1 protein-coding gene is annotated in these 4,714 nt (G+C 74.5%); it reads right to left on the bottom strand.

The features are described 5' to 3' along the window. Positions 1-4,714 (bottom strand): SDR family NAD(P)-dependent oxidoreductase (locus AB0B63_RS32390; RefSeq protein ID WP_357025835.1); only part of this gene is annotated, 4,714 nt, incomplete at both ends.

The following is a 4,714-nucleotide window of genomic DNA, read 5'->3' as shown; positions in this document are numbered from 1 at the left end:
ATCGGATCACCCAACCTCGTCCCCGTACCATGCGCCTCCACCACATCCACCTCACCCGCCGACAACCCCGCACTCGCCAACGCCTGACGAATCACCCGCTCCTGCGACGGACCATGCGGAGCCGTCAAACCATTCGACGCACCGTCCTGATTCACCGCACTACCCCGCACCAGAGCCAACACCCGGTGCCCGTTCCGACGCGCGTCCGACAACCGCTCCAACACGACGACCCCGACACCCTCACCCCAGCCCGTGCCGTCCGCCGACGACGAGAACGCCTTGCAGCGGCCGTCCACCGACAGACCGCGCTGCCGCGAGAACTCGACGAACATGCCGGGGGTCGCCATCACCGACACCCCACCGGCCAGCGCCAACGACACCTCACCCGACCGCAACGCCCCCACCGCCTGGTGCAACGCCACCAACGACGACGAACACGCCGTGTCCACAGTCACCGCCGGGCCCTGCAGGCCCAGTGCGTAGGCGACGCGCCCGGAGATGACGCTCGTGGACCTCCCGGTGAGGCGCAGCCCGTCCAGGCCCTCGGACACCTCGTGCAGCGGTGAGCCGTAGTCCTGGGCGAGCGCGCCGACGAAGACCCCCGTGGCAGAGCCGCTCAGGGCCTCCGGCACGATCCCGGCCCGCTCGAGCGCCTCCCACGAGGTCTCCAGCAGCAGCCGCTGCTGCGGGTCCATCGCCAGCGCCTCGCGGGGCGAGATGCCGAAGAAGCCGGCGTCGAACTCCCCCGCCTCGGGCAGGAACCCGCCGTCGAGCACGTAGGTCTTGCCGGGACGGTCCGGGTCGGCGTCGAAGAGGTCGACGAGGTCCCAGCCGCGGTCGTTGGGCGGTTCGCCGATCGCGTCGCCGCCGGTGGTCAGCAACTCCCACAGCTCGTCCGGTGAACCCACGCCGCCGGGCAGCCGGCAGGCCATGCCGACGATCGCGACGTGGTCGTCGTCGGTCGCGGTCCGGGTGGGCAGCGGCGCGTCCGTCACCGCCGGCCGGCCGCCGAGCAGTTCGTCCCTGAGGTACGCCGCCACTGCGGTCGGGGTGGGGTGGTCGAACACCATGGTTGCGGAGAGCCGGCTGCCGGTGGCCGCGCTCAGCCGGTTACGCAGCTCCACCGAGGAGAGCGAGTCAAAGCCGAGGTCCTTGAACTTCGCCGGGGCCGGGACCTGGGCGGCGGAGGCGTGACCGAGCACCGCGGCGGCGGTCTGCCGGACCAGCTCGACCAGCAACTGGTCGCCTTCCGCGGTGGGCAGCGCGATGAGCTGTTCGGCCAGGGCGTTGCCCGTCACCCGGGCCGCCGCGACCCGACGCTCACGCCGACCCACCAGGCTGGTGAGCAGCTCCGGGACGGCAGCGGCCGCCGGCGAGCGCAGGGCGTCGAGGGCGAGCCGGGCCGGGACGGCCGTCGGCCGGTCGGCGGTGAGCGCGGCGTCGAACAGGGCCAGGCCGTCCTCGACGGTCAGCGGGGCCAGGCCGAGGCGGGCGATCCGGGCCACGTCGATGTCACCGAGCTGCCCGGTCATCTCACTGCGCTGGTCCCAGAAGCCCCAGGCCAGGGCGGTCGCCGGGAGTCCCTCGGCACGGCGGGCGTGGGCCAGCTCGTCCAGGAACACGTTCGCCGCGGCATAGTTGGCCTGGCTGGCGTTGCCGAGCAGACCCATGATGGAGGAGAAGAGGACGAACCCGGCCAGGTCACGGTGGCGGGTGGCCTCGTGCAGGTGCCACGCGGCGTCGGCCTTGGCACGCAGCACCGCCGCGACCCGCTCGTCGGTCAACGCGGGGACCAGGGCGTCGTCGAGCACCCCGGCGGTGTGCACCACGGCCGTCAACGGGTGCGCCGCCGGGACACCGGCCAGCAGGGCGTCCAGGGCGTCCCGGTCGGCCACGTCGACGGCGGCGACCTCGACCGTCGCCCCGAGGCCGGTGAGTTCGCCGACCAGCTCGGCGGCGCCGGGGGCCGCCGGGCCACGGCGGCTGGCCAGCAGCAGGTGCCGCATGCCGTGGCGGGTGACCAGGTGGCGGGCGAGCAGGCCGCCGAGCGTACCGGTGCCCCCGGTGATCAGGACGGTGCCGTCGGGGTCCCAGGCGGCCGGTACGGTCAGCACCGCCTTGCCGATCTGGCGGGCCTGGCTGAGCTGGCGGAACGCGTCGGCGGCCGACCGGACGTCCCAGCACCTCGACGGCAGGTGGGTCAGCGTCCCCCGGGCGAAGCGGTCGACGATCTCGGTCAGGATGTGCTGGATCAGGTCCGGGTCCTGGCGACCGACCTCGATCAGGTCGAACGCCTGGTAACGGCGGCCGGGGTGGTTCCCGGCGACCCGGTCCGGGTCACGCAGGTCGGTCTTGCCCATCTCGACGAACCGGCCGCCGTCGGCGAGCAGGCGCAACGACGCGTCGAGCAGGTCGCCGGCCAGGCTGTTCAACACGACGTCGACGCCACCCGGGGCAGCGGCCCGGAAGGTCGCCTCGAACCCGTCGGTACGCGACGAGGCGATCCGCTCGGCGGGGACGCCGAGGGCCCGTACCGCCGCCCATTTGGCGGGGCTGGCCGTGGCGTACACCGTTGCGCCGAGCTGGTGGGCCAGCTGCACGGCGGCCATCCCGACGCCACCGGCTGCGGCGTGGATCAGCACCGACTCCCCGGCGCGTAGGCCGCCCAGGTGGACGAGTCCGTAGTAGGCGGTCGCGAAGACGATCGGTACCGCGGCGGCCTGGGCATACGACCAACCGGCCGGGATCGGCACGAGCAGCCGGTGGTCCACGGTGGCGGTGCCGGCGAACGACTCCGCCACCATGCCCATCACCCGGTCACCGGGCCGCAGGTCGGTGACCGCCGTGCCGGTCTCGGTCACCACACCGGCACCCTCGATGCCCATCCGGGCCTCGCCGGGGTAGACGCCGAGGGTGATCAGGACGTCACGGAAGTTCAGGCCGGCGGCCCGTACCGCGATCCGGACCTCGTGCGGGGCGAGGGCGGCCGACCCGGTGACCGGGGTCTGCCCCGCCACGATGGTGAGACCGTCCACGCTGCCCGACCCGGTGCCGTCCAGTCGCCAGTCGCCCCCGGACACCGGCAGCACGCCGGGGCGCACCGGGGACAGCCGGGGCACCCGCAGCTCCCCGCCGCGGACGGCCAGTTCGGACCGGTCGGTGGCGAGGGCGGCCGGCAGCGCAGTCAGCGAACGGGGGTCGTCGTCCAGGTCGAGCAGGAGGAACCGGCCCGGGTTCTCGGTCCGCGCCGAGCGCAGCAGCCCCCAGGCGGTGGCCTGGGCCGGCGGGGACACGGTCGTGCCCGCGTCGGTGGTGACCGCGTACCGGCTCACCACGGCGAGCCGGGCGTCGGCCAGGTCCTCGGTGGCGAGCCACTCCTGGGCCAGGGTGAGCGCCCAGCTGGCGGCACCGTGCGCCGCGTCGACGGCCGGGCCCTGCGGGGCGTCGGGCCGGGTCACCACGACGACGTCGACCTGCCGTCCGGCGGCCACCAGGGCGGGCAGATCGGCGTAGTGGTCGACGTCGGTCAGCACCGCGCCCAGACCGAACGGGTCCGGCCCGAGCAGGGCGCACCGCAGCGGCGACGGGTCGGCGGTGGGCTCGGTGACCCAGTCGAGGCCGTACAACGGGGGCGCGTCGGGCCGGGCGGCCGTGCCGAGTCGGGCCGGGTCGACCTCGCGGAAGGTCAACGACTCGACGGTGAGCACCGGCTGGCCGGCGCCGTCGGCGGCGGTCAGGGTGATCGCCCCGGTCGCGGTGGGACGCAGCGACAGCCGCAGCATCGAGGCCCCGGCGGCGGCGAGCGTGACGCCCTGCCAGGCGAACGGCAACCGCAGGTCGTCCCTGCCGGCCAGCCGGTCACGGATGAGCACCGCGTGCAGCGCCGCGTCCAGCAGCGCCGGGTGCAGGCCGAAGCAGGCGGCGTCGGCGTGGGCCGCCTCCGGGAGCAGCACGTCGGCGAACACCTCGTCACCGCGCTGCCACATCGCGGTCAGCCCCTGGAAGGTGGGACCGTAGCGGTAGCCGCCGTCGGCCAGTTCGTCGTACGCGTCGCGCACGTCCACGGCGGTGGCTCCCTGGGGCGGCCACACCGCAGGGTGCGCCGGGGCGGCGGGGTCGGTGGCTTCGGGGGCCAGCGTGCCGGTGGCGTGGCAGGTCCAGGCGGTACCGAGGTCGACGTCGGCGGCCCGGGAGTGGATGCTCACCTCGCGGCGACCGTCCCCGGCCGGCTCGTCGATCTCCACCCGGACGTGCACCGGCGTGCGGTCGGTCAGCACCAGGGGCGCCTGGAGGGTCAGCTCGTCGACGTGGTCGCAGCCGACCTCGTCGCCCGCACGCAGCGCCATCTCGACGAACGCGGTGCCGGGCAGCAGCACGGTGTCGCCGACGGCGTGCTCGGCCAGCCAGGGCTGGGCGGCGAGGGAGAGGGTGCCGGTGAGCCCGGTGACGGCGCTGCCGGCCAGCTCGACGACCGCGCCGAGCAGCGGGTGGGTGACGGCGGTCAGACCGGCGTGCGAGACGTCGGCCCCGCCGGGTGCGGTCGGGTTCAGCCAGTAGTGGCGGCCCTGGAAGGGGTAGGTGGGCAGGTCGACCCGGACAGCCTCCGGAACGACCCGACCCCAATCAACCCCCACCCCCGCAACAAACGCCTCACCCAACGACAACAACACCCGACCCACACCACCCTCACCCCGACGCAACGTCGGCACCACCA

This window comes from Micromonospora sp. NPDC049081 (assembly GCF_040648835.1).
Classification (GTDB): Bacteria; Actinomycetota; Actinomycetes; order Mycobacteriales; family Micromonosporaceae; genus Micromonospora; species Micromonospora antibiotica.
The sequence above is the reverse complement of the archived record's forward strand: the minus strand, read 5'-3'. Positions and strand labels throughout refer to the sequence as shown.